This is a genomic window from Vibrio profundi, from assembly GCF_043642225.1.
Taxonomy (GTDB): domain Bacteria; phylum Pseudomonadota; class Gammaproteobacteria; order Enterobacterales; family Vibrionaceae; genus Vibrio; species Vibrio profundi_A.
Genome location: NZ_JBHZSF010000008.1, coordinates 102586 through 126761 on the forward strand (window position 1 = coordinate 102586; position 24176 = coordinate 126761).

Genomic DNA, 24176 nt, shown 5'->3' on the forward strand with positions numbered 1-24176 from the left:
CAGTCGCGATTAGCGGTACTGGTTAAGCCAACCTAGGCCTTCTAACGTTGTTGTTTCTGGTTTGTATTCACAGCCGACCCAGCCTTGGTAGCCGATATCGTCTAGGTGTTTTAATACGAATGGGTAGTTGATTTCGCCAGTACCCGGCTCGTGTCGACCTGGGTTATCCGCAAGTTGAACATGCGCTATTTGCTTGATGTTGTTTTGCATTGTTGGTGCGAGATCGCCTTCCATGATTTGCATGTGGTAGATGTCGTATTGAATAGACAAGTTATCGCTACCGACTTCTTTGATGATGGCTTTAGCCTGCTCTGTGGTATTGAGGAAGAACCCTGGAATATCACGAGTATTAATGGCTTCAATCACCAAGTGGATACCTTCAGCGGCAAGCGCTTTGGCTGCGTAATGAAGATTGATCACGAACGCGGCTTGCGCATCTTGCTGAGTCACGCCTTCTGGCACAATCCCAGCTAAGCAGTTAACTTGCTTACAACCTAATGCTTTGGCATATTCAATCGCTTTCGGCACACCCGCTTGAAACTCTTCTACACGAGCAGGGTCAACGGCAATACCGCGGTCACCTGCATTCCAATCCCCTGCGGGTAGGTTGAAAAGCACTTGTTCAAGGTTATTGGCGACAAGCTTTTCCTTAATCTCTTTTGCATCAAATGCGTATGGGAAAAGGTATTCAACACCTTGGAAACCTGCTTCAGCTGCGGCTTCAAAACGATCCATAAAATCGATTTCAGTGAATAACATTGACAAGTTTGCTGCAAATTTTGCCATTATTCTTTCCTTACTTTCTAACCTTCGTTTCTAAGTAACCCACTACGTTTCGCTTTCTTAATTCTTGCGATGGTGAGTCCAAATTTTTTCCAATAGTGGCTCATATCTCGTGAGCCAATATCGTCGTTATTGTTTGATTTACCGTAACCAGTATTTTGCTCAGCGGCTAACTCCGCTTGGAGTAAGCCAGTAGAGTCAGCTTTTGACTCTACTGAAACAAAGCTACTTGTGCGCAAGCGCTGTCGGGGCATCGGCGCGACTTTCGGCAAGCGGTTCAAATTCGTTGATGGCATTGATTTCTACACCCATAGCAATATTCGTAACTCGTTCAAGAATCAGTTCTACTACTACAGGAACTTTGTGCTTGTTCATCAGCTCTTTCGCTTGCTCAAATGCGGCAGCGATTTGGTCTGGTTCACGAACACGGATTGCTTTACAACCTAGACCCTCTACCACAGCGACGTGGTCAACACCGTAACCTTCTAGCTCAGGGGCATTTTGGTTATCAAAGGCAAGCTGAACACAGTAATCAATATCAAATTGACGTTGAGCCTGACGAATCAAACCTAGGTACGAGTTGTTCACTAGTACGTGGATATAAGGCAAGTTAAATTGCGCACCTACGGCCAGTTCTTCAATCATGAATTGGAAGTCGTAGTCACCAGAGATAGCAACGATGTCACGATCTGGATCCGCAGCACGTACACCCAATGCCGCTGGTGTTGTCCAGCCTAGAGGACCCGCTTGACCACAGTTGATCCAGTGACGAGGCTTGTATACATGTAGGAATTGCGCCGCCGCGATTTGCGAAAGGCCAATCGTGCTGACGTAACAAGTATCACGACCAAATGCTTTGTTCATTTCTTCGTAAACACGCATCGGTTTCATTGGTGCGTCGTCGAAGTTTGTCTTACGTAGCATAGTGGCTTTGCGTTCCTGACACTCACCCACCCACTTGCTGCGATCTGGCAGTTTGCCTGCATCACGCCACTCTTTTGCCACTTCAACCATTAGCTCAAGCGCAGATTTCGCGTCGGAAACAATACCTAGGTCTGGACAGAACACTCGGCCAATTTGCGTTGGTTCGATATCAACGTGAACAAACTTACGACCTTCAGTGTAAACATCGACAGAACCTGTGTGACGGTTTGCCCAGCGGTTACCAACACCGAACACGAAGTCTGAATTCAGCATGGTTTCGTTACCGTAGCGGTGCGAAGTCTGCAGACCTACCATACCCGCCATTAGCTCATGGTCATCTGGGATTGTGCCCCAGCCCATTAGCGTTGGGATCACTGGTACACCTGTAATTTCAGCAAATTGCTGCAGTAATTCAGACGCGCCTGCGTTGATTACACCACCACCAGAAACAATCAGAGGATTTGCTGATTCAGCCATCATTGTCATGGCTTTTTCAACTTGCTCACGTGTTGCTTGAGGTTTATACGGCGCTAACGGCTCGTATGTATCGATGTCGAACTCAATTTCAGCTAGTTGAACATCAATAGGTAGATCAATCAGGATTGGACCCGGGCGACCTGAGCGCATTAGGTGAAATGCTTTTTGGAAAGCACGTGGCACTTGCGCCGGCTCTAGAACCGTTGTTGCCCACTTAGTCACTGGTTCTGCGATTTTCTCAATATCTACCGCTTGGAAATCTTCTTTATGAAGACGAGCACGCGGTGCCTGACCTGTAATACAAAGGATTGGAATCGAGTCCGCCGATGCAGAATAAAGGCCAGTGATCATGTCTGTTCCCGCCGGGCCAGATGTACCAATACAAACACCAATATTATCTTGGTTAGTACGGGTATAACCCTCTGCCATATGAGAAGCACCTTCTACGTGACGTGCTAGTACATGGTCGATACCACCAAGCTTTTTCATTGCCGCATACATAGGGTTGATTGCTGCGCCAGGTACACCAAATGCGATGTCCACTCCTTCACGCTTAAGCACTTCAACTGCTGCTTCAATTGCTTTCATTCTTGCCATTCGAACCTCCAGTTCCGATTGTATACAATTTTATTCACTTTTGTGTACTATGAATCATCCTGAGGATTTCGCAACCCCTAAATGAAACATTTTTTTTACAATTCTGGCGTTATTGAGTAGTCACTAACCCCTAAAACCTTAGTATTCATTGCTTTACATAAAATATCTTTACGTAAAAATAATTTACTAAGTTTCAAATTGATAAATAAATGTTAAATACCCTTTGATTGTTTACACAAATTGCAATATAAGTATTTTTAAAAATAATGTTTTGTACACAAAATCGAATGATATTGTTTAAAGGAGACAGGCAATGATTTTGAATGATGTAAAGGAAAGAGAAGAGTCACTTTGTATACAGGTGCTCGGCAACATGGACAATCCCGAGTACAAGAAGATTCTGTCCAAAGAAGCGTTATCGTTCCTAGAAGCGATTGTCGAAAAGTTTGGTGATCGCAGAAATGCTCTGCTCGCAGCTCGCGACGAGAAACAAGCCAAGTTCGATAAAGGTGAACTGCCTAATTTCCGCGAAGACACGCTCGCGATACGCCAAGACAAAAGCTGGAAAGTGGCTACCCCACCACCTGAGCTTCTTGACCGCCGCGTTGAAATTACCGGCCCAATTGATAGAAAAATGGTCATCAATGCGCTGAACTCTGGCGCAAAAGTGTTTATGTGCTGCTTCGAAGATGCTTCATCACCGACGTGGGCAAACATGGTAGATGGCCAAATAAACTTGCGTGATGCCAACCTTGGCACCATCAGTTATTTCGACGAGAAGAAAGACAAGCAATACTCTTTAAACGATGACCCTTCATTGTTGATCGCTCGACCACGCGGCCTGCACCTGCCAGAGCAATCGATACAATTTAATGGCCAAGCCATTGCGGGTTGTTTAATGGATTTCGCTTTGTACTTTTTCCATAACTACCAATCACGCGCGGCGAAAGGGCTAGGCGTTTATTACTACATTCCAAAGCTAGAAAGCATGGAAGAAGCGCAATGGTGGAGCGATGTGTTCTCATTTACGGAAGATTACTTTAAGGCAGATCGCGGTACGATTCGCGCTACGGTATTGATTGAAACACTTCCTGCGGTATTCCAAATGGAAGAAATGCTTTATGCCATGCGTCACCATATCGTCGCCATGAACTGTGGTCGCTGGGACTACATTTTCAGCTACATCAAAACGTTGAAAAACCACCAAGACCGAATCCTACCGGACAGACACGGCATCGGCATGGATCAAGAGTTCCTTAATGCTTATAGCCAATTATTGGTACGTACCTGTCACGCTCGTGGAGCGTTAGCAATGGGCGGAATGTCGGCATTTATTCCAGCTAAAGATCCGAAAGAGATGGAACGCGTAACGGCTAAGGTTATTGAAGATAAAGAACGTGAATCGCAAAACGGTCACGATGGTACTTGGGTTGCACACCCTGCGTTAGTTGACCTAGCAATGTCTGTGTTCGATAAGCATTTACAAGGCAAAGTAAACCAGCTGGATTACCAAAGCCCAACGCACACAATCAATGCTGATCTTCTACTCAAACCGTGTGAAGGTACGCGCGATGAAGCTGGCGTTCGAAAGAATATTCGAATCGCGTTGTACTACATCGAAGCATGGATTCAAGGTTTTGGCTGTGTTCCGATTTACGGAATGATGGAAGATGCTGCAACCGCTGAGATTTCTCGCGCGAACATTTGGCAGTGGATTCACCACGGAGTGAGCCTCGATGATGGCCAAGAGTTTACCGCGCAATTATTCCACTCTTGGTTATACCAAGAACTCGACACTATTAAACTTGAAGTCGGCGATGCTCGTTATGCTGCTGGACGATTCAAAGAAACAGCCGATCTGTTCTACGAATTGTCGACAGCGGAAGAGTTTGCTGCCTTCCTAACTTTACCAAGCTACGGGCTTTTAAAAGAACCAAGTTAGGTTCTAAATTGCCCCTGACAACTAGGAGATAACATGGGAAGTTTGACTCTACAACAAGCGTTAACCATCATCGATGGCACCTTTAAAGCAGGGCAAGAGATCCGCACAGAACCTTTGACGGTCGCCGTCTTAGACAGTGGCGGAAAGCTCATTTCTTTGCAACGTCAAGACGGTTCCAGCATGATGCGACCAGACATCGCAATAGCCAAAGCTTGGGGAGCGCTGGCACTCGGCTGCTCTTCCAGAAAACTGGCTCAAGATGCAGATAACCGACCTGCGTTCATCTCCGCGGTCAACGTACTCGCACACGGAAACATGGTGCCAGTACCCGGTGGATTGTTAATCCGTGATGAAAACAAAACAGTACTAGGGGCAATTGGGGTCAGTGGTGATGTGTCTGACATCGACGAAAGCTGTGCAATCAATGGGATTGGTAGCGCACAACTGTTCAGCGATGAAATGATGCAAGCTTAACCCCTTAATGAAAAACAACAAAAAACCGAAGTCGATGACTTCGGTTTTTTATTTATCCACTTAGCTCGGCTATTGAGCTACTCGTAAGCACTCAGCCAAGTTTTCAGCAGTTGGTTAGTATTTTTCTTCTGGCTCGACGACAGTGATTTCACCAACTTCTTTTGTGTCTCTACATGCTCAGCCATCATTTGGTCAATCAGAACCAAGCCATCTTTAGTAAGCTCTACCGTTACGCTTCGGCGATCTTCTTTACTATGAGCACGAACAATCAAGCCTTTTGCTTCCAACTTATCTAAACGGTTGGTCATTGCACCGGAAGTCAGCATCATAGACTCGATTAGCTCTGAAGGCGTTAAACGAAACGGTTTCCCAGAACGACGAAGCGTTGCTAACACGTCAAACTCACCAAGCTTCATGTCGTATTTCTTATGAAGATCAGCGACTTCGGTTTCCATATATTTCGCAATGCGCATGATTCTGCCCATCATGGCCATTGGTTCAGTTTCTAGCTCTGGCTTTTCCTTAGCCCACTGCTCTACTACGCGGTCGATAGCGTCCATTTGCAATCTCGCTCCGTTGTTGGTTCTTTAACTTCAAATTAGTTTAACATAAAGATACTTTACAAGCATAAATATTAAGTATAGAGTTCACACAATTAGTTATCTTAACGTAAAGATATTTCAAATGAATATATTACTGGCAATGATCCCCGCCTTTTTTTGGGGAACAACCTATGCAGTGACGCAATTTACGCTACAGGAGTGGCCACCATTGTTACTAGGTGCTTTACGCGCTTTACCTGCAGGTTTGCTGTTGCTGGCGGTTAAGCCGAGCTTGCCGAAAAAAGGGGAGTGGCAGATCATCTTTAGCCTTGGGTTGATCAATATCGCGACTTTCTTTGGCCTTATTTTTGTTATGGCCCTAACGTTACCTTCTGCTATTTCTGGCGTAGGGATGATCTCCGTGCCTGTGTTCGCCATGATCTTCCACTGGATAGTGAAAAAGCAGCGCCCCCATTTCATCCAAGCCATTTCTGGTGCTGGTTTGATTGGATTAGCGTGGATGCTCTTTAACCCAAGCCAAATTTCACTGAGCCCTGTCGGGTTAGGGGCCATGTTTGCGGCGATCATGTGTATCATTATTGGTAGCAGCATTACTAAATCTCTCGGTAATCGTATGCACTGGTGGACGGTGTTAACTTGGCAGTTAATCCTAGGGGGAGCGATTCTATCCATTGCTTCAATAGTGCACGCCATTGCCGACCCTCAGCAATACGCCAATGCGATAAACAACTTTAGTACGCGTAATTTCTTAGGTTTACTTTGGGTTATTGGTTTAAATACCGCTCTTGGTTATGGCATGTACGTATGGCTACTTCAGCGCATGTCTGTGGTTGACTTTACTTTTGGTGGGATTGCAAACCCAGTTGCTGGAATTGTTACAGGTATGGTGCTAATGGGTGAATCATTTACCGCAACACAATATTCATTCATGGTTGGGATGATCGTCATGTCACTACTGCCTCAAATCATTCTTTCTATTAGGCAAGCTAAACCCACTCAAGCAGTGACTGAATGATCTAAGATTTCAACGTATTATCAAGCCCGCACTACGCGGGCTTTTCGTCAATTAGAGAGCATTCATCACAAATATCCATTTGTTCTTCATTAGCCCACACTTTATTATCAAAAGTAATAACGAATTTGGGTACTCCATATGGCAAAAGATCTTTTCTCTAATCTCGACCTTAACCTTCTGCGAACATTCATCATTTTGCATCAAGAGCGAAATATGCGAAAAGCATCTGAACGTTTGTTCGTCTCCCAACCTGCAGTCAGTAAAGCATTGCAACGTTTACGAGACCATTTTGATGACGAGTTGTTTGTGAAAACCCATCACGGATTACGTGCCACCGAGCATGCAAACATGCTTGCAGACAGTATCGCGCCAATAATGGATGAGCTGTGTTTAGCCCTGAATAACAGTAATGAATTCGATCCCAAACAGCTTGAAGGCCCAATCAAACTTGCACTGTCACCATTTTTATTAAGTTCTATTTCGAGCAAGCTATTTCAAGCGATTCGCTCTCAAGCTCCGAATGTCGAAGTTCATTTGCTGAATTGGTCGAAAACCACCATGACCGAAATTATTAATGACGAAGTCCATATCGGTGTTAATTTTGAAATTAACCATGCGCCTAAAGAGCTCCTTCAACAACCAATTGCTCAAGACAGCTTCAAAGGGTATGTAAGACCTGATCACCCTTATAAAGGTGATGTGATTGAAGTGAAAGATGGGGTGAACTTTGAATTGGCAACAGTGATAGCAGTTGATTGGAACTCGCACCGAACACTGGCAGAAAAAATACTCAAAGTGAAAGGACTTGAAGCAAATGTTGGCTTTCGCTCAGAATTGCCATCCGCAGTAGTCGACGTGGTAAAAAATTCAGACATGATGTTCCCCGCTTCAAAATTCCTCGATGTGGAACAAAAGACAAGCCTAAGAGCCATTCAGATTCGATTTGATAGCACCGATATTCAACCCTCTGTATGTGCCTACTTCCACCATAAAAACCGCAACAGCCCTACGACTTTATGGCTAAAGAAAATTCTCGAATCCATTCTCAATAATAACCTATAGTTATCACGCTGTTTATCTAGGTTCATTAATAACCAAAAGTAAAAGCCTCTATTCCATCAAGCGATTAGAGGCTTTTTTGTACTCTCCATATACTTCTCTCATCGGCTAGGAACGCCGCACAACACTGCAAGACGCAACCTTTTGTTCCTAACACATTTTGAGAGTAGACCATGAAACTAAAACTATTAAGCACATTAATCGCAGCCTCTTTCCTAGCTGGTTGTTCTTCTTCGGGCTCAAACGGCGGTACTTCTCCAGCACCACAAGATGGAATTGCTGATGTTCAGTACATTCAAGGTGAAGAATTTGATGCTGCATATATCACTGGAGATGCCGGAGATTACAATGCGCTAATTATCCGTGACCAAACCACTCAAAACGGCGAACTTACTAGTTATGTGTTTATCGATGGAAAAATCTATTTTGTCGAAGATGGATTAGTAACTGACACTAATGGCAACGAAATTGGCAACATTGAAAATCAAGGTGACCAAGTTGTATTCAACGGTGTCATTCAAGGTGAAAAAGTTGAGGTTGTAATCACTGTTGTTGACGGCCGCTTAATCACTGATTCAACAATCATCGATACTCCACCTAAATGGGGTGATGAGGGCGCTACTTCTATCTCGATCGTTGAAGAGGGTGAAAACAAGTTAATCTATGTTGGTGAAGAACACGTTGGCACAATCAATGAGCTAGGTACCATCATTAAAGATGGTAAAGCTATTGGCGAATTTGAAGGCGATAGACACAACGGAAATGCCTACTTCTACGACGGCTCAACGGTTACTTTCAGAACTGACAAGCTGAATAATCAAACGACTGTAACTGTACACAAAGATGGCATGATTTACACTTGGAATAGCGCCACAGGTGAGAGAACTGTTTCGGTCGACGAAAGTATCGATAGCGGTTGGGGAAATATTGACCCTGGCTTTGAAAAGCCAGAAATCTCAGATTTGATCGACAGCATAACTCGTGAAGAGATTGAGGGTGGGATCGCTATTACAGTTGCGGGGCATGCTGGTGGCGAAGTTAAAATTGAAACAGATAAAGACGGAAAAGTCACAAGTATCTCAGCAAATGATATTGCCAAAGAAAAAGCAAAAAACTATTTAGGAATTATCGACCCAGGTTTCGGGAAGCCTAACTTTATCGGCAACCTTCCGAGTTCAGAACTTAAAGAAAAAGTTCGCAACTTATCTCAAGAGCAACGTCAGCAAATCAAACAAGCGATCAAAGATCGCGCTAGCCGCGGCTAGATAATAACCCTTGAGGCAAGGCTCACTATTTTAGTGAGCCTTTTTCATATCCTACTATCAGGATTCCACTTTCCATTAATAACCTAAGGTTATCGACGGTATTCCGCCTCATCATTAGAGGCAATCATAGATATTCCATATACTTTTTTCATCGGCTAGGAACGCCATTCACACCAGCAAGATGCACAAAAATAACCTTTTATATTTTTGAGAGACACATATGAAATTACAGTTAATTGGCGCACTCGTAGCAGCTTCTTTCCTAGCAGGTTGTTCAACAAGCGGTTCAGTAAACCAACCCAATACAGACTTACCACAAGATCTCATGCCTCAGCTTCCAACGAGTGATGTACCAGATAACACGTTTCCTGAATATCCAGAGCTTGAGCCTGAATTTCCACCAGCGCCATGTAATGCAGATTGTGACCAGCCCCCAAGTTTTATTCTCGGAGACAACCAAGCCAATTACAGCTTAATTAAAGCCGAAGGTACAGACCTAGAGATGTGGTATGTGCATTCCGGTGATGGCAGCTACTTAGGGCGCATCCATTACGATAGCCACCTAGACAAGTTAGTACTGACTAGCGGAGCTCTTGGGAAAGTACATGTATTCGAAAATACAGAAGTTAAGCGTTGGAGTGATGGTTCAATTTCCCACTTAGAATTCACCAACCCAAATACAGGCGAAATCGTCGGGAGTTGGAGTAAAGATGAAGGCTTCAGTCGTTCAGGAGGCAAGGAACTCACTCAAGAACAGCGCCAACATTTACAAGAGAAAGCTCGAAACCTGTCTCAAGAGCAGCGCCAGCAAATCAAACAAGCGATTAAAGATCGTGTTGGCCGCGGATAACTATAACAACAAATAAAACGATGGAGCCATAGCTTGGCTCCTTTTGAGAGTTTTCGAGATTCCTATGAAACGACTAATTTTACTTGGTTTAGCGAGTGGTTATGCACTGGCAAATGAACACGCCCCGAACACACTTAGCTATCACGAACCGAGCCTTAGTTTTCAAACGGCTAAGGCCGGAGACAGTTGGATCGGAACGGTTTCGGGCGTGATTCAAGCAACAGAAGAAATCAACATCAGCGCTGAAATCGACTCCGAAGGGTATTTAGAGCTCGGTACCGGTTACGGCCTGATGCTTGGCGACTATTATGCCGAAGCATTTGTAAGCTATGGTCGAGCTGACCTCATGGATATTTACGACATAGGTCTGTTTGGCGGTACTGCACTCACCGACAACATTATGGTCTTTGCCAATACCTCACACGAATGGCGCAAGGTTTCGATACCGATTTTCGATATGACAAGCAGAGAATGGAAAAACACGATTGGCACTAGCTATTCACCTTCTGAGTATATGAACTTCTCCTATTCATTTAGCCATGACCGCTCGCTCACCGGAGATAAAGGCTATTACAACAGCCAGGATGTTACTTTTACACTCAAACCTAAATGGGTCGAACCGTATCTAAAATACACCTTTGGTCAGAAACGAGTTAGCCCAGGAGATGTATTTAGATCTGATGGTAGTGTTGAGCTTGGCTTCAACCTACGTTTTTAACCCTCACTATTTACCGTTTCATTGGTAACTCTCCCCCTTTGCTGTAAGCCTTGGGCAAAGGGGATTTTTTTGCAATCTGATACGCTTGTTTCGATCGTGTACGCTAGAGAGTACAACCAATACAGCGGCGCATCTACTTTTCCGCTATTTCATATAGCACTACAGCCTAATATTCTAATTTACATATCATCTTATTCAACGTTACAGTGCCTTACATACGAAGATAAATATCTAGGGAAAACATGCACTACGATGTATTTAATGGGGATGCAGACGGCATCATCTCTCTGCTACAGTTACGATTATCTGAGCCAAAGGAAAGTGTTCTCGTTACTGGTATAAAGCGCGACATCAAACTATTAGAACAAGTAGTACAAGCAGGAAATGCCACCTCAATTACCACTCTTGATATCTCAATGGAAAAAAATGCGTCAGCTTTAGAGACTTTACTAGAGCAGCAGATTCCGGTTTTTTATTGCGACCACCACCGTAGCGGCAATATCCCTAACGCCCAGCATCTAACTGCGATCATCAACTTAGCTTCTGAAGTCTGTACAGGCTTATTGATCAATGAGTACCTCAATAACCAACATGTATTATGGGCAATTACCGCTGCTTTTGGCGATAACCTTATAAAACAAGCCGAGTTACTGGCGAAAGCAAACGGCGTTTCTGAAGAGGAAACTGAGTTTTTAAAAGAGCTAGGTACTTTGATCAACTATAACGGATACGGTTCATCCTTGAGTGATTTGCATATTGAACCTGCAGAGCTTTATCGCCAATTGTTAAACTACCCAAACCCTATTGAGCTCAGAGAAGATAACGCCTCTCCTTTTTATACACTCAAACAAGGCTACGAGACTGATTACGCTCATGTACAAGCTCTAACACCAATTCACGAAGACGAAGTCAGTCGGGTATTTGAGTTCCCTAGCGAGGCATGGGCAAGAAGAATTAGTGGGGTATTTGGTAACGAACTTGCCAATCAAGTCCCATCAAAAGCTCATGCTGTACTGACACTAAATTCCAATGAAACGGATTACACGGTAAGCGTTAGAGCACCATTAGATAACCGCATCGGTGCTGATGAAGTCTGTAGTCAATTCAAAACGGGCGGGGGCAGAAAAGCAGCCGCAGGCATTAATCAGCTACCCACTTCTGATAAAGCAGCCTTTATAAAAACCCTGAACCGCTACTACCAATAACGTACCGCTTAATGATGAAGATAAATCCCAACTTAATTGCTATTTATCTTCATCATGAGGCTTTGCCATTTGCCTGATATTTCCTTTTCTTCATATTAAAACCATCACCTATCACTAGCTCTCACTTTGTAGGGGGCGATTGGGTTTTATTTAACCGAACCACCACTTGCACAATATTTAATCAAAATATCATCTGACGTTTTTCACGCTATACAATTCGTGATAGAGCTTCAAAAGCAAAAGCCTCGCCTTTCGTTTTATTTTATAAAATAGATACATTTCCAACGTCAATATCTAGACGTGGAACCCTACAATGATAAATAAAAAACTAATTGCAACATCGATTGCAACACTCATGCTTTCAACTGCCGCGCATGCCGACACCATTTTGCATGCATTTAATTGGAAGTACTCCGATGTCACTTCTAACGCGACAGCTATCGCCAATGCTGGTTACAAGAAAGTGCTTATTTCACCAGCAATGAAGTCTAGCGGTACGCAATGGTGGGCACGCTATCAGCCTCAAGACTTGAGAGTCATCGACTCCCCTTTAGGTAACAAACAAGATTTACAAGCAATGATCACCGCGTTAAAAGCGAAAGGCGTCGATGTTTATGCAGACGTGGTGTTAAATCACATGGCGAATGAGAGCTGGAAGCGCAGCGATCTTAACTACCCTGGGGATGAGGTGTTAGGACAATACCAAAACAACATCACTTACTTTAATGATCAAAAACTCTTTGGCGACCTTTCACACGGTTCTTTTTCAGCCAATGATTTTCACCCTGCGGGTTGTATTACCGACTGGAGCAACCCAGGGCATGTTCAATATTGGCGTCTGTGCGGGGGCAGTGGTGACACAGGCTTACCAGATTTAGATCCAAACAATTGGGTAGTGAGCCAACAGAAGCTTTACCTTCAAGCACTTAAAGACATGGGAGTGAAAGGCTTTAGAATCGATGCCGTTAAACACATGAGCCAGTACCAGATTGACCAAATATTCACTCAAGAAATCACATCCGGCATGCATGTATTTGGAGAAGTCATCACCAGTGGTGGCAAAGGCGACTCGAGTTATGAATCATTCTTGGCGCCGTATCTGAATGCCACTAACCATTCCGCTTATGATTTCCCTCTGTTTGCTTCTATCCGTTCTGCATTTTCATACAGTGGGGGACTGAACCAATTACACGATCCGCTAGCGTACGGTCAGGCTTTGGACAACCATCGCGCGATCACTTTTACGATTACCCACGACATCCCAACCAATGATGGTTTTCGCTACCAAATCATGGATGAGAAGAGCGAAGAACTGGCCTACGCGTACATTCTAGGAAAAGACGGCGGAACACCACTCATATACAGTGATGAACTGCCTGATGATGAAGACAAAGACAATGGACGTTGGGCTAACGTTTGGAATGATTCCAAAATGGTAAACATGATCAAATTCCATAATCAGATGCAAGGGCAAGCCATGCAAGTCCTCTATAGCGATCAATGTATGTTGGTATTTAAACGAGGCAAACAAGGGTTAGTCGGAATCAACAAGTGTGGCGAAGAAAGAGCGTATACCATTGATACTTACCAGCATGAATTCAACTGGTATCAAGAATACAAAGACACGTTAAGCAACGCTTCTGTAGTAGTGAATTCTCGTTATCACACGCTTACTATTCCTGCTCAAACCGCTCGAATGTTCATGCTTTAAGCTTGTTAAGCGCAACCCATCCATACCTACAAAAATGCCCGCTTTATGCGGGCATTTCTTTATTGATTACATCATTATAGCAAGATAAAAATACCCGCCAAGCATGCACTCATTAGGTTTGCTAGCGTACCAGCCGCGACAGCTTTTAAGCCAAGGTTTGCGACTTCAGAACGGCGCTCTGGCGCAATCACACCGATAGAACCTAGCTGAATCGCGATCGAACCAATGTTCGCAAAGCCACATAATGCGAACGTGATGATCACTTGGCTATGTTCAGACAGTAACGCTTTATTTTCCACGAAGTCGATAAAGGCAACAAACTCGTTCATTACCACTTTCTGACCAATGTAAGAACCCGCCATCAGAACTTCATTACTTGGAATACCAATCAACCATGCCAATGGAGAAAACAAGTAACCAAAAATCGCTTGCAGCGTAATGCCTGTCATACCAAACATTTCGGCAACGTTTTCAAGGCCAGTATTGACCATCGCAATCACACTCACAAATGCAATCAGCATAGTACCTACCGCGACAGCGACTTTCATTCCGTTCATAGCGCCACTCGCGAGCGCATCGATCACATTGCTTTGATCTGCTTTGTCTAGTTCAATGTTGTCATAATCACTCGGAACACCACGTTCAGGAACAATGATCTTAGCCATCATCAAACTACCTGGCGCTGCCATAAAGCTTGCAGCAATAAGGTATTTCAATTCAACACCTAGCCCAGCGTAACCACCAAGCACACTCCCCGCAACAGAAGCCATACCACCAGCCATAACCGCAAACAGTTCAGAACGAGTCATGGTCGCAAGGAATGGGCGAATCAATAGTGGAGATTCACCTTGAGAGAGGAAGATGTTACCCGTTGCCACTAACGATTCCGCTTTACTCGTACCTAGGAGCTTCTGCACTGCGCCACCCAAGATTTGGATAACTTTCTGCATGATGCCTAAATAGTAAAGCGCTGAAATGAGTGCACTAAAGAAGATGATGATTGGTAGAACACGAATCGCAAAGATGAAACCTGTGCTCGCAAGATCACCAAATAAGAAAGCGATACCAGCATCAGCAAAACCAAGCAAGCTTGAAACGCCGTTACTTAGACTCGTTAACGCTAGCTGTCCCCAAGGGAAATAAAGCACAAGAGCAGCAAAGGAGACTTGAAGAAGTAAAGCTCTTAGTACCGTTTTCCACTTAATCGCAGAACGACTTTCAGATAGCAGGTACGCGCAAACGATCAGCGATACAACGCCGATTAAACCAAATAAAATATTCATGATATGTCCGTTAATCCCTTATAAAGAAAGCATCAGAAAAGCGAAAGACGCTAAAGGAACAGGACAAAGAACCGCGAGCAGAGCACTGCGCGATGTAGTCAATAACAACAAGTTGTTCATGTAAAATCACCTTATACAAGCATAGGAACGCAGCTGGTCCGGTCCGTGGGGTCATTCACATATCCATGTGACGGCTTGTATTGGCTAAGCACCGGCTTAAAACCGGAAGAGAAGTATAGATAAATAAATGAGAGTTTCATCACATTTATTTAAGCAAACGATCGCGCGGTCATTAATTCATCAAATCGTAGAATTTAAAGACGCTAATCACGATGTGAGTGATAAAAGGAAGTACCTAATCGGTAATAATAAAGACCAATTGATGGGCAATACCCGCTCATTTCTCCTTTATAAGTGCCTTTATTAGGAAGTTATCGATACTTAATGCCAGTTAAGAATGCCTCTATGGCCACCATTCAAGACTCATAAAGGCATTGAGTTTAAGTGCAATGTTTCTTTCAATGCACATTGCTGCGAATGCTGATGGCGTCAAAGACTCACTAGCAGACGCTTTAGCCATCACCAATTCAGCTTCCCAAAACCCATGATGTTACTTTCTAACACCAAGTATCGATTCAGATCGCTAAAAGTAAGTCGGCATCCAATGGGTGATACAATCATCTTCATCGACGACTCCAACATAACGCCACTTATCAAAGGTCAAACAAGGGTGTGAAGTCGACATCACCAGGATATCTCCGACCAATAACGGTTCATCAGTCATTTCGACAAACATGTGTTGGTCCATAACACTGGTTGCCGTCAGTCCTTTGGGTTGGATCTCTTCACCGTCTCGAATAATTCGTTCGATAATTGGCAACCCAGCATCAAACGCTACATCACGCTTTCCTAGCCCAACGACCGCTTTACCTTGCTCGGGCACAGAAATCACGTATGCCCAAACTTCCAATGAAGACAACAAATCACCAGATAGGTCGCACGCTACTCCACCGTTATTGCTGGCTCTATCTTGCACCTTTTGCTGCGCCTCTTGATAGATTCCCGTATCGTGAATAGCGTAACAGCCTGGTCTAATGATGGTCGTTAAGTCATCAAGTCTGTTGAATTCTTCAGCGACAACATCATACCAAGCCGAGCCCGCTCCCGAGATAATCGCCTGAGGCAACGAATATTCTTTCTTCAGCTCACGAAGAAGTGACGCCGCAAAGCCTAAGAATTTACGAATATCCTGCTCAGCATTATCACCGCCGATAACACCTTCGTACAACTCAATACCATGAAGCGCTAATTCCTTAGACTCATGAATCACTCTCGCAATTTGATGAACCTGATCACTCGTTCGACATCCACATCGTCCACGTTGCACGCCTAACTCGATAAACAAAGGAACGCTGACACCTTGATCTGCCGCTATCTTCTGCCAAGCCTGCACATTACTAATGCCATCGACGCATGAATAAACCTGCACATCGTTGTTCTTCAATAAATCGACGACTATCTGCATATTCACTTTGCCGACCACTTGGTTAGCAATGATTACTTGCTTCGCCCCCGCTAGCACCGCCACCTGAGCCTGAACCGTTGAAGCCACCGTCACTCCCCAAGCACCGGCGTCCAGTTGCTGCTTAAACAAGCTTGGCGTCATGGTAGTTTTACCGTGAGGGCATAGCTTCACATTGTTCTTACTCGCAAACGACTGCATCCACTCAATATTGTTTTTAATAGCAGACTGTCGCACTACAGCGCAGGGTAAGCTCACCTGTTCCTGCTTTAAAGAAAAATGACCGCTCGAAGATCGACAGTTCGACACGCCTTTGGTGCCAATAGGCAAGCGTTCAGAGTGACTTCCGTGAAAATTACTATCACAACTTTGCTTTTCTTGATACATCTTCAATTTCTCCTAACAAGGCACTAAACACCTGTAGTAACTGGGCTTACTGTAAGATAAGATATTCACTACGTTAGAAAGTATCAAACAAACAAATTCTAAATGTGCACTTTCTCACTTTTTTTATTCCGGTGTGTATTTAGTATTTGCTCTGCGAACAGGTAAGCCATATGACTATCGATATAGATATCATTTCATGTATTTCTGAGCGTTTTAACGCATTAAGAGATGCAGAGAAAAAAGTCGCTAAATTGATCATGGATGATTTAGCAATGTCCGCAAACGCCAGCATTACTCAGTTAGCTGAACAAGCAGGCGTCAGTGAAGCCACCATCACTCGCTTTGCAAAAGCAGTGGGCTGTAAGAACGTCCGAGATTTGAAAATTAAGTTGGCGCAATCACTGGCCGTTGGTCAGCGCTTTATTCACGAGCCAATGGACAACACGGGCGTACAAGGGATCTATGAATCCATTAAGCAATCTATGGACTTAAACCGAAAATTGCTAAATGAAGATGACATTAGAACTGCAGTTGAATGGCTTCATGGGGCACGCCAAATCATCAGTATCGGTATGGGTGGCGGCTCAACAATGGTCGCACAAGAATTTCAAAACCGGACATTTCGCTTGGGCTACGCCGTTGTGTCATACAGCGACGGCTTGCAAGCGAGAATGGTTGCCTCAACAGCCGATTCAAACGATGTACTTGTGGTGATGTCAGTCACTGGCTTTACCCCAACCATCATTGAAACCGCTGAAATAGCAAAGCAATACGGCGTAAAGATCATCTCAATCACTACCGCCGATTCGCCTCTTGCAAAAGTGAGTGACTTGGTTTTACCAATAGTAACGAAAGAAACAGATTTCATTTATAAACCGTCTGCTTCTCGATACGCCATGCTAGCCATGGTTGATGTTATCGCGATGGAGTTAGCTGTCAGCCACAAACGTCGTTCACGTGACCGACTACGTAGGCTAAAACTGGCGCTTGATTCACATCGAGGAGGAGTAGATAGACAACCGCTAGGTGACTAACGTCTTCAAAGGCTTAGTTCGTTAACAAGGAGCAGCACAGTTATGCAGTTTGATACCATCATTCGTAATGCGACAGTCATCGACGGAACGAACACGCCTTCATACTTAGCTGATGTCGGCGTTAAGCAAGACAGAATTACCGCGATTGGTGATTTAGCGTCGTACCAAGCCGCTAATGAAATCGACGCTCAAGGTAACGTTGTTGCCCCTGGTTTTATTGACGTTCATACCCACGACGATACAAACGTCATTCGTATGCCTGAATGTTTACCAAAAATCAGCCAAGGGATCACGACAACTATCGTCGGAAATTGCGGCATTAGTGCTTCTCCGGCAACGCTTAGCACTGCCCCACCCGATCCAATGAACTTGCTTGGCAAGCAGGAAGATTTTAAATACCCAACTTTTGCGGATTATGCGCAGGCGGTGACTAACGCTCAACCCGCGGTCAATGTAGCTGCATTAGTCGGACACACCACATTACGAAATAACGTCATGGACGATTTGTTCACTGGCGCAACCTCAGAGCAGATTCAAGCGATGCGTAAAACGTTGCGTGAAGCGATGGAGCAAGGAGCGTTAGGATTAAGCAGTGGCCTTGCCTATGCCAGTGCCAAATCTTCACCAGAAGAAGAGGTTCAGCAACTTGCGCTCGAGCTTGCTCAGTTTGGTGGTGTTTATACCACGCATATGCGTACTGAATTTGAAGGCATTTTAGACGCAATGGATGAGTCATTTCGAGTCGGACAGAAAGCCAAAGTGCCTGTGATCATTTCTCACCTGAAATGCGCCGGTGCGGGTAACTGGGGTAGAACCGTCGAGGTGTTAGACAAGCTCGATACCGCGCATCAGCATCAAGATGTCGCCTGTGACTGCTACCCATATTCGGCAAGCTCATCGACGCTCGACCTAAAACAAGTCACCGATGAGATAGATATCTTCATCACTTGGTCAGAAGCTTTACCTGAATATGCAGGCAAGATGTTGAAAGACATCGCCTCAGATTTACGCCTGCCACTGATGGACGCAGCTAAAGCACTGCAACCTGCAGGCGCCGTCTATCACTGTATGGACGAAGAAGACGTTGAGCGCGTACTCAAATACAAGCTAACGATGATTGGTTCAGACGGCTTACCGAACGATCCGCATCCGCACCCTCGTTTATGGGGTGCATTCCCAAGAGTGCTTGGGTACTACAGCCGAGAGCGTAAGATTTTTTCACTCGAAACGGCGGTTCACAAAATGACAGGGCTTTCCGCAAAACGATTCAAGCTCGGTGGTCGAGGCGAAATCAAGACGGGCAATTACGCGGACCTTGTCATATTCGATGCAAAGAACATTAGCGATGTCGCCGACTTTGATAACCCAATCGCAGCGGCAAAAGGCATCGATACCGTTATCGTCAACGGCAAAATTGCTTATCAAGAAACACAAGGCGTGACCGAGCGTGCAGGCAGATTCCTTGCTCGCCAGTCAAGCTAACCCTTATTTAACTCAAATTGGCTCGAAGACAAATTTCGAGCTCACGATTTTCAAGATAGAACGGAGAGAAGTTATGACAATTAAACGTTACGGTGTTGAAGGCGGTACAGGTACTGGTGGTCAACACCTTCCATTTGCACGAGCGACAGAAGCAGGTGGTTTCCTATACGTTTCGGGTCAAACTCCAATGACAGATGGCGAAGTGGTTGAAGGCGGTATCGTCGACCAATCTCGTCTTGCGATTCAAAACTGTGTCGACATCATGGAAGAAGCAGGTTACGGCTTAGAAGATGTTGTACACGTGAAAGTCGTCTTGACTGATTCTCGTTACTTCCAGTCATTCAACAAAGTATTCAAGGAATTCTTTGGCGCTCACCCACCAGCTCGTATCTGCATGGTATGTGACTTAGTGGTCGACGTGAAAGTCGAAGTAGACGTAACGTGTTTCCGCGCAGACCGCGCTTAATGGAACCACAGTTACCACGATAAGAATCAAATATCAGTAGTAGGAGTCGAGTTGATGGAAAATAAGAAAATCGCCTTTTTCGGCGAATGCATGATTGAATTAAGTGGCGCGCCACTCAATAGAACTTACGGTGGCGATACGCTCAATACCGCGTTATACCTAGCTCGACTCTTACAAGATCAACCTTTCGAGATCAGTTATGCAACAGGTCTTGGCCAAGACTCACTCAGCCAAGAAATGATGGATAACTGGCAAGCCGAAAGCATTGCATGTGACTTGGTTAAACGAATTGAAGGCAAAAACCCAGGGCTGTACATGGTCGAAACGGATCATTCTGGTGAGCGTTCATTTCATTACTGGCGCAGTGACAGTGCGGTAAAGCGCTACTTTGACCACGTTTCTCCACTAGAAGAAGCCATAGAAAAAGAAGACATTGATGCGCTCTACATCAGTGGCATCAGTTTAGCTATCTTAGATGACCAAGCGAAAGAAAGTTTGCTACTTTGCATCAAGCAGTTGAAAAGACAGAACAAACAAATCTTTTTCGACAACAACTACCGCCCTCAATTGTGGTCTACTGAAGAAGCGAAACACTGGTACAGCAAAGTATTAAGCTACACCGACGTTGCTTTAATTACTGAAGATGATGATGTACTTGTTTGGAGCAATGCGAATATCATTGACCGCTGCCAACACTTCGGCTGCCAACAAGTGGTCATCAAACGCGGTTGCGAGCCATGTATTGTGGTCGACAATCTACAAGGTCTACAAGGTAGTGCTGAACAAGTCGAAGTCTCAGCAACCAAAGTCGAGAAAGTTATCGATACTTGCGCGGCGGGAGATTCCTTTGCCGCAGGTTACCTAGCAGGTTACTTGAGTGGGAAAACACCGGCTCAAAGTGCAAAACTAGGTCATGCTTTAGCAGGTACCGTAATCCAATATTCTGGGGCAATTATCCCTAAATCAAAAACAGAACAATTCAAAATTTCAGGAGCCTAAGATGTCTCAAGAACTTATTTTTGCCCTACAAACGTTTAAAGTTATTCCTGTCATCCAAATTGATGATGCGGCTCAAGCTGTACCTTTAGCGAAAGCCCTAGTCGACAATGGTTTGCCTGTTGCTGAAGTTACCTTCCGAACTGAAGCCGCTGCAGAAGCAATTCGCCTAATGCGTGAAGCTTATCCGGAAATGTGTATCGGCGCTGGCACTGTATTAAACGCTGATCAAGTCGACAAAGCAAAAGCCGCAGGTGCAGAGTTTGTCGTTGCTCCGGGCCTAAACCCGACTACCGTTAAATACTGCCAACAGGTTGGCATGCCAATCGTACCGGGCGTAAACAATCCAAGCCAAATCGAGTTAGGTTTAGAGCTTGGCCTTACATTCATGAAGTTTTTTCCAGCGGAAGCGTCTGGCGGTATCGCAATGGTGAAATCACTACTCGCACCGTATGTCGATGTCTCGCTAATGCCAACTGGCGGTATTGGGAAAGGTAACGTATCTGATTACTTAGGTATTGATCGCGTAGTCTGCTGTGGTGGTACCTGGATGGTTGCGCCAAAACTGATTGCAGACGGGAATTGGGAAGAGATTGGTCGTTTAGTTCGCGAAGCCGTTGAACACGTCGCTTAATATTACTTTCACTCGCCCCCGTAAAGCTCCACAACAAATAAGCCTGTTCGAATCAACTCGAACAGGCTTATTTTTTACCACAATACTGGAGCCAACAATGGTACGGAAATGACGCTGACGGTTAACGTAAAAACAGACTCGATAACAGCGCTTTAATTGACTTTTTGTAGCGCAGTACCCACCTTGAACGCGGCATCCAAGCCGGGGTATCTAATACCGTTTTAGCATGAGAGAAAGTCTTAAACCCTTCCACTCCATGATACATCCCCATACCTGAGTCTCCTATCCCACCAAAAGGCGCATCTTCCGCGGCTATTTGTAAGAGCGTTTCATTGATGCCAATCGAGCCACTGTGCGTCTCATTAATGACTCTCTTTTTGGTCGCTTTGTCATTGGTCATCAAATATAGAGCCAGCGGGCGAGGCTTGCCATTAATGTACTCGATGACTTCGTCTAAGTTTTGATAGGACTTAATCGGTAAGATTGGGCCAAAGATCTCTTGTTGAAGGGCGGCTAACTCTTCTTTTGTTTCAGTGATTAAATGCGGCAGCATTTGCCTCTCAGAAAGTTCATAACCACTGATAGTATGAATCTTCGCGCCTTGTTGAGTGGCATCCTCAAGTAAGCGTTGCAACCTGTCGTATTGAGTTTGATTAATGATCTGGGTGATGTGCCCGTTCTTAGCGTTCTTTTTCTGACCTTTAAGATAAGCACGCTCGAAACGTTTCAAGTAAACCTCGACAAAAGCTTGCTCTTTCCCTTTTGGTAAATAAACATAATCTGGTGCTACACAGATTTGACCGGCATTGATCGATTTACCGAGCAGAATAGCGTCAGCCGCTGCCGTTAAGTCAGCGTCTGGTGCAATAATTGCTGGTGATTTACCGCCAAGTTCGAGAGTCACTGGTGTTAAGTTAGATGCCGCAGCTTGCGCCACTAGCTTACCCACAGGGGTAGAGCCCGTAAAAAGAATATGTTCAAACGGTAAAGCACTAAACCTCGATGCGATGTCAGCCTCTCCTTCAACACACACGACGTGATCGGAAAAACCAGAAAACACCTGCTTGAGTACTTGGTTTGTATTTGGAGTATGTTCGCTCAGTTTGATCATCGCACGATTCCCTGCAGCCAACGCGGTCACAACAGGGGCAATACTTAATACGATAGGAAAATTCCATGGCACAATCACACCGATGACGCCCAATGGTTGGTACTTCACCGAAACGCTAGATGGACTAAGCATCAATCCGGCATGACGTTTACTCGGTTTCACCCATTTAGGCAATTTCTTGATGGTGTAATTGATATGTTGCACCGCAGGCATTAAGTCACAAATAGCAGAGTCGAATTCGCTTCTAAAGCCATAGTCAGCAGACAAAGCTTCATTAAGCGTATCTTGCTTGGAGAGTAACTCCGACTTGATGTTACGTAACAGTTCCAAACGAGACTTCAATGGAAAATAAGGCTCAGTAGCATAAGCATTTTTTAAGACATGAAACTGTTCAGACAATTTCATTTCAGCTTGAGAGGCAATAAAACCGGTCACTGCATTCATAGAGGCACCATGGATAGAAAATGTTCACCTCATCTTACCAGTACTCGATAAACTGCCGCTACTTATTGCTAAAACATCAATCAAAATTTGCGGGCTTGCGAATTATTGGCCAAGGACTGAAGCCTTTAAATGCAGCGATACGGAATCAAAGTACGTTGGCTTACTCCCTTAGTTCAGCGCGGTTTAATAACTCCTCTGGGACATTAATGCGCCAGCGATCTAACTCATATTCGCTAAAGACCATCGCTCCTTTTTTGGGGGTACTGATCACCGGCATATTCCCGGATTCAACATATTGATTTACCAATACAGCGACTTCCGCCCCCTGCTCTAGTGCACTTATCGCAAGACCACCAATCGCTTTTCCTTTACCCACGGAATAGGTCCAAAAAGCGTAAAGTGGCACTCCTGTATATTGGCTTGTCCATCGACTCACATCCTCGAGTGGAATATGAGTACCTTGGTTATCTTTGAGCGCGGCATAGTTCGCTATGATCAGAGCGTCAAAGCCGTCGTCAGCGATGCTATGCACATGCTGATGCCACTCTTCGATCGTATTAACGAGGAAAGCAGTGACTTCAATACCATTGATAACCAATGACTTCTTATTGCCAAACGAGGTCAGTAAGATCGCATCAGACGTCGCGGCAGCATCCATCATCACCTTAATGCGTTTCACATCAGGCTGAAGCTTTTTGATCATATGAACGGAGCGTTTCAATAGAGGTCGCTCTAATACGCCAGAGATATTGCCAGTAATGTTGACATACTGACGAGGGTTAGCATTCACCCCAAGGAAGAAAGTGGGAATTCGGTGTTTCGTTAAACGCGGCCCTAAATACTTGAGAGCATTATCATCGGCGATTACGACTACGTCAGGTTTCTTTTCTTCAATGAACGCCCACGCTTGATCAGATATCCCTTCAAAGTCAGATTTAGGGCGACGTTTAGTGTCCATTTGAAAATCATGGATCACGAACTCCGTAATTTGAGAGTTAAAGCCTGAACGGTATTGTTGAACCCACGGATAACCGAAATGGTAACTATGAACAAACACCATTTCTCTCGGCTCATCTTGCGAGTAGGCAAACGGAGCTATCATCAACATTATCAAGGTATAAATTCGCTTCATCTTACCTCCTAAACCTTGCTTAAAGCTAAGTGTAGTCGGTAATCATCACCTCATTCCAGAAAGGGCTACAAATCATTATTCACGCCACCTCACTGGTTATCT

22 protein-coding genes are annotated in these 24176 nt (G+C 44.6%); 14 read left to right on the plus strand and 8 right to left on the minus strand.

The window, feature by feature from the left end:
• Positions 1-9: 9 nt before the first annotated feature.
• Genes hyi through gcl form a run of 3 tightly spaced genes read right to left on the minus strand, consistent with a single transcriptional unit; the run spans position 10 to position 2781 of the window.
• Positions 10-786 carry a hydroxypyruvate isomerase gene (gene hyi / locus ACHUFI_RS13680; protein WP_394249993.1) on the minus strand — a complete coding sequence of 259 codons (777 nt, stop codon included), beginning with the start codon at positions 784-786 and terminating at the stop codon, positions 10-12.
• A 17-nt stretch (positions 787-803) separates the two neighbouring features.
• A complete protein-coding gene (locus ACHUFI_RS13685) occupies positions 804-1037 on the minus strand; it encodes a hypothetical protein (protein WP_394249995.1) in 234 nt (77 codons plus the stop codon).
• Positions 1009-2781: a glyoxylate carboligase gene (gcl, locus tag ACHUFI_RS13690; RefSeq protein ID WP_394249997.1), complete on the minus strand. Its 1773-nt coding sequence runs from the start codon at positions 2779-2781 to the stop codon at positions 1009-1011. The genes ACHUFI_RS13685 and gcl overlap by 29 nt, the downstream gene beginning before the upstream one ends.
• Before the next feature lie 316 nt (positions 2782-3097).
• Here gcl and aceB point away from each other — a divergent pair, with 316 nt between their 5' ends.
• Complete coding sequence (gene aceB, locus ACHUFI_RS13695) at positions 3098-4723, plus strand: malate synthase A (RefSeq protein WP_394250181.1); 1626 nt, start codon at positions 3098-3100, stop codon at positions 4721-4723.
• Positions 4724-4756: 33 nt separating this feature from the next.
• Positions 4757-5197: a GlcG/HbpS family heme-binding protein gene (locus tag ACHUFI_RS13700; RefSeq protein WP_394249999.1), complete on the plus strand. Its 441-nt coding sequence runs from the start codon at positions 4757-4759 to the stop codon at positions 5195-5197.
• Positions 5198-5274: 77 nt separating this feature from the next.
• Here the strand turns inward: ACHUFI_RS13700 and ACHUFI_RS13705 are convergent, their stop codons facing one another.
• Positions 5275-5757 (minus strand): MarR family winged helix-turn-helix transcriptional regulator, encoded by a 483-nt coding sequence (locus ACHUFI_RS13705; protein WP_394250183.1) that lies wholly within the window; start codon positions 5755-5757, stop codon positions 5275-5277.
• A gap of 124 nt (positions 5758-5881) precedes the next feature.
• Here ACHUFI_RS13705 and ACHUFI_RS13710 point away from each other — a divergent pair, with 124 nt between their 5' ends.
• From ACHUFI_RS13710 to ACHUFI_RS13740, 7 genes are all read left to right on the plus strand, one after another.
• Positions 5882-6775, plus strand: coding sequence for a DMT family transporter (locus ACHUFI_RS13710; protein ID WP_394250001.1), 894 nt, complete (start codon positions 5882-5884; stop codon positions 6773-6775).
• Between the two features lie 138 nt (positions 6776-6913).
• Entirely contained in the window at positions 6914-7837 is a 924-nt protein-coding gene (locus ACHUFI_RS13715; protein ID WP_394250003.1) for a LysR family transcriptional regulator, read from the plus strand.
• 170 nt (positions 7838-8007) lie between these two features.
• Positions 8008-9099, plus strand: coding sequence for a hypothetical protein (locus tag ACHUFI_RS13720; RefSeq protein WP_394250005.1), 1092 nt, complete (start codon positions 8008-8010; stop codon positions 9097-9099).
• A gap of 220 nt (positions 9100-9319) precedes the next feature.
• A complete protein-coding gene (locus tag ACHUFI_RS13725; RefSeq protein ID WP_394250007.1) occupies positions 9320-9949 on the plus strand; it encodes a hypothetical protein in 630 nt (209 codons plus the stop codon).
• Between the two features lie 64 nt (positions 9950-10013).
• Positions 10014-10667 (plus strand): hypothetical protein, encoded by a 654-nt coding sequence (locus ACHUFI_RS13730; protein ID WP_394250009.1) that lies wholly within the window; start codon positions 10014-10016, stop codon positions 10665-10667.
• A 242-nt stretch (positions 10668-10909) separates the two neighbouring features.
• Positions 10910-11872: a DHH family phosphoesterase gene (locus ACHUFI_RS13735; protein ID WP_394250011.1), complete on the plus strand. Its 963-nt coding sequence runs from the start codon at positions 10910-10912 to the stop codon at positions 11870-11872.
• Positions 11873-12185: 313 nt separating this feature from the next.
• Positions 12186-13583: an alpha-amylase family protein gene (locus tag ACHUFI_RS13740; protein ID WP_394250013.1), complete on the plus strand. Its 1398-nt coding sequence runs from the start codon at positions 12186-12188 to the stop codon at positions 13581-13583.
• Between the two features lie 74 nt (positions 13584-13657).
• On the opposite strand, the gene ACHUFI_RS13745 is transcribed toward ACHUFI_RS13740, so the two are convergent.
• Both ACHUFI_RS13745 and ACHUFI_RS13750 read right to left on the minus strand, forming a co-directional pair.
• Positions 13658-14866: a NupC/NupG family nucleoside CNT transporter gene (locus tag ACHUFI_RS13745; RefSeq protein ID WP_394250015.1), complete on the minus strand. Its 1209-nt coding sequence runs from the start codon at positions 14864-14866 to the stop codon at positions 13658-13660.
• A 643-nt stretch (positions 14867-15509) separates the two neighbouring features.
• On the minus strand, positions 15510-16775 hold the full coding sequence (locus ACHUFI_RS13750; RefSeq protein WP_394250017.1) for an amino acid deaminase: 1266 nt from the start codon (positions 16773-16775) through the stop codon (positions 15510-15512).
• Positions 16776-16945: 170 nt separating this feature from the next.
• Between ACHUFI_RS13750 and ACHUFI_RS13755 the strand changes: the two genes are divergently transcribed.
• The 5 genes from ACHUFI_RS13755 to ACHUFI_RS13775 all read left to right on the plus strand — a co-directional run bounded on the left by ACHUFI_RS13755 (position 16946) and on the right by ACHUFI_RS13775 (position 21387).
• Positions 16946-17809, plus strand: a complete 864-nt coding sequence (locus ACHUFI_RS13755; protein ID WP_394250019.1) for a MurR/RpiR family transcriptional regulator — start codon at positions 16946-16948, stop codon at positions 17807-17809.
• A 42-nt stretch (positions 17810-17851) separates the two neighbouring features.
• Positions 17852-19291: an N-acyl-D-amino-acid deacylase family protein gene (locus ACHUFI_RS13760; RefSeq protein ID WP_394250021.1), complete on the plus strand. Its 1440-nt coding sequence runs from the start codon at positions 17852-17854 to the stop codon at positions 19289-19291.
• Between the two features lie 73 nt (positions 19292-19364).
• Positions 19365-19757 (plus strand): RidA family protein, encoded by a 393-nt coding sequence (locus tag ACHUFI_RS13765; RefSeq protein ID WP_394250023.1) that lies wholly within the window; start codon positions 19365-19367, stop codon positions 19755-19757.
• Positions 19758-19811: 54 nt separating this feature from the next.
• Positions 19812-20756: a sugar kinase gene (locus ACHUFI_RS13770; RefSeq protein ID WP_394250025.1), complete on the plus strand. Its 945-nt coding sequence runs from the start codon at positions 19812-19814 to the stop codon at positions 20754-20756.
• A gap of 1 nt (position 20757) precedes the next feature.
• The gene (locus tag ACHUFI_RS13775; RefSeq protein ID WP_394250027.1) at positions 20758-21387 is read left to right on the plus strand and encodes a bifunctional 4-hydroxy-2-oxoglutarate aldolase/2-dehydro-3-deoxy-phosphogluconate aldolase; all 630 of its coding nucleotides are present in this window, start codon (positions 20758-20760) and stop codon (positions 21385-21387) included.
• A gap of 121 nt (positions 21388-21508) precedes the next feature.
• On the opposite strand, the gene ACHUFI_RS13780 is transcribed toward ACHUFI_RS13775, so the two are convergent.
• Together ACHUFI_RS13780 and ACHUFI_RS13785 are read right to left on the minus strand one after the other, a co-directional pair.
• On the minus strand, positions 21509-22942 hold the full coding sequence (locus ACHUFI_RS13780; RefSeq protein WP_394250029.1) for a coniferyl aldehyde dehydrogenase: 1434 nt from the start codon (positions 22940-22942) through the stop codon (positions 21509-21511).
• 160 nt (positions 22943-23102) lie between these two features.
• Entirely contained in the window at positions 23103-24074 is a 972-nt protein-coding gene (locus ACHUFI_RS13785) for an ABC transporter substrate-binding protein (protein WP_394250031.1), read from the minus strand.
• Positions 24075-24176: the final 102 nt, after the last annotated feature.

Bases quoted from the DNA above. Each gene is read 5' to 3' on its own strand.
- ACHUFI_RS13730 (WP_394250009.1), top strand. From the start codon at position 10,014: ATGAAACGACTAATTTTACTTGGTTTAGCGAGTGGTTATGCACTGGCA.
- ACHUFI_RS13710 (WP_394250001.1), top strand. From the start codon at position 5,882: ATGAATATATTACTGGCAATGATCCCCGCCTTTTTTTGGGGAACAACC.
- ACHUFI_RS13700 (WP_394249999.1), top strand. From the start codon at position 4,757: ATGGGAAGTTTGACTCTACAACAAGCGTTAACCATCATCGATGGCACC.
- ACHUFI_RS13745 (WP_394250015.1), bottom strand. From the start codon at position 14,866: ATGAATATTTTATTTGGTTTAATCGGCGTTGTATCGCTGATCGTTTGC.
- ACHUFI_RS13750 (WP_394250017.1), bottom strand. From the start codon at position 16,775: ATGTATCAAGAAAAGCAAAGTTGTGATAGTAATTTTCACGGAAGTCAC.
- ACHUFI_RS13780 (WP_394250029.1), bottom strand. From the start codon at position 22,942: ATGAATGCAGTGACCGGTTTTATTGCCTCTCAAGCTGAAATGAAATTG.
- ACHUFI_RS13715 (WP_394250003.1), top strand. From the start codon at position 6,914: ATGGCAAAAGATCTTTTCTCTAATCTCGACCTTAACCTTCTGCGAACA.
- ACHUFI_RS13720 (WP_394250005.1), top strand. From the start codon at position 8,008: ATGAAACTAAAACTATTAAGCACATTAATCGCAGCCTCTTTCCTAGCT.
- ACHUFI_RS13775 (WP_394250027.1), top strand. From the start codon at position 20,758: ATGTCTCAAGAACTTATTTTTGCCCTACAAACGTTTAAAGTTATTCCT.
- ACHUFI_RS13740 (WP_394250013.1), top strand. From the start codon at position 12,186: ATGATAAATAAAAAACTAATTGCAACATCGATTGCAACACTCATGCTT.
- ACHUFI_RS13725 (WP_394250007.1), top strand. From the start codon at position 9,320: ATGAAATTACAGTTAATTGGCGCACTCGTAGCAGCTTCTTTCCTAGCA.
- ACHUFI_RS13735 (WP_394250011.1), top strand. From the start codon at position 10,910: ATGCACTACGATGTATTTAATGGGGATGCAGACGGCATCATCTCTCTG.
- ACHUFI_RS13770 (WP_394250025.1), top strand. From the start codon at position 19,812: ATGGAAAATAAGAAAATCGCCTTTTTCGGCGAATGCATGATTGAATTA.
- ACHUFI_RS13755 (WP_394250019.1), top strand. From the start codon at position 16,946: ATGACTATCGATATAGATATCATTTCATGTATTTCTGAGCGTTTTAAC.
- gcl (WP_394249997.1), bottom strand. From the start codon at position 2,781: ATGGCAAGAATGAAAGCAATTGAAGCAGCAGTTGAAGTGCTTAAGCGT.
- ACHUFI_RS13705 (WP_394250183.1), bottom strand. From the start codon at position 5,757: ATGGACGCTATCGACCGCGTAGTAGAGCAGTGGGCTAAGGAAAAGCCA.
- hyi (WP_394249993.1), bottom strand. From the start codon at position 786: ATGGCAAAATTTGCAGCAAACTTGTCAATGTTATTCACTGAAATCGAT.
- ACHUFI_RS13760 (WP_394250021.1), top strand. From the start codon at position 17,852: ATGCAGTTTGATACCATCATTCGTAATGCGACAGTCATCGACGGAACG.
- ACHUFI_RS13685 (WP_394249995.1), bottom strand. From the start codon at position 1,037: ATGCCCCGACAGCGCTTGCGCACAAGTAGCTTTGTTTCAGTAGAGTCA.
- ACHUFI_RS13765 (WP_394250023.1), top strand. From the start codon at position 19,365: ATGACAATTAAACGTTACGGTGTTGAAGGCGGTACAGGTACTGGTGGT.
- ACHUFI_RS13785 (WP_394250031.1), bottom strand. From the start codon at position 24,074: ATGAAGCGAATTTATACCTTGATAATGTTGATGATAGCTCCGTTTGCC.